The organism is Janthinobacterium sp. HH104, assembly GCF_001758715.1.
In the GTDB taxonomy this organism is placed as follows: Bacteria; Pseudomonadota; Gammaproteobacteria; order Burkholderiales; family Burkholderiaceae_D; genus Janthinobacterium; species Janthinobacterium aestuarii.
Map to the genome: position 1 here is coordinate 1 of NZ_LRIB01000032.1, position 1,061 is coordinate 1,061.

The 1,061-nt window shown below is 69.0% G+C and carries 1 protein-coding gene; it reads right to left on the minus strand.

Annotated elements, in window-relative coordinates; translation table 11 throughout:
- A partial coding sequence (locus JAB6_RS12660) for a type VI secretion system Vgr family protein (protein ID WP_139143375.1) occupies positions 1 to 1,061 on the minus strand: 1,061 nt, incomplete at both ends.

Consider the following 1,061-nt stretch of genomic DNA (forward strand, 5'->3'; position numbering starts at 1 on the left):
CGGCTGGAACACGCCGGCGTCGCCAGGCTCGCCGCCAATACCGCCCGGGGTCGGTTTGCTTCCGCCCTCGCCCTGGCCGTTGTACAGCGCGCCGATGATGACGGGCCGGTCGATATCGTTTTCCAAAAATTGCACCAGCACTTCCTGGCCGATGCGCGGCAGGAACTGGCTGCCCATGCCGCCGCCGGCCGCGCGCTGCGCCACGCGCACCCAGCAGGTCGCGGCCGTTTCCTGTTGCCAGTGAAAGCGGATGCGCACCCGGCCCAGCCTGTCGCAATAGATTTCATCGGCGCCGCTGGCCGCGTCCTGGCCATCGGCTCCCACGACGATGGCGCTCTGGCTGCCCAGGGCCGTCGGCGTGGCATGCTGGCGCGCATCGTTGCCATTTCGCAGCGGACGCCACGGCGTGCCTGCGCTGATCATCTCGATGCAGTTGGCGTAACCGCTGGCTTGCGCCTGGGCAATCGCTGCGGCGACATCGGGAAAACCGTCGCCCCACTGCGCCACGGTTTCCTCCAGCAATTCCGGTATCGGGCCGAACAGTTCCGCCAATCCCTCCAGTGCCGGCGCCGGCAGGTTGTTGACGCCGATGCTGGCCACGCGCAGCACGACATACTCGGGTGCGGCGCCATCGGCGGGCGGCAATGGTCCCTGCGTCAGGGTAAAACGCGTGCCGGCGCGCAGGGTGCGCACGGTCGAGCGGGCTTGCCACAGCTGGGCGCGCGCTTCATGCGCCTGCATCTGCAATTGCGCGTAGCGCTGCGCCTGGGCAGCGCTGGCGTACCAGTACTGGCCCGGCGTATCGTAGCTTTCCAGCACCGGCGCATGCTTGCCGCCGAGCGCCGTGTTGGTCGGCACGCTGGCGGCCACGGCCTTTTTCGCCTTGTAGTCATAGCTGAGTACGCTGCTCAGGCCCACCTGCAGGCTGCGCCGCGCGCTCAAGGCCTGCACGCTGTCGCCGGGCTCGCCGACACGCGCGCCATGAAAGCGCAAGCCGCCGCCTTGCGCGCTGCTGGCGTCCTCGGGCGTGGCGCACACCTGGCTGCTGTCGGCAAAGACGA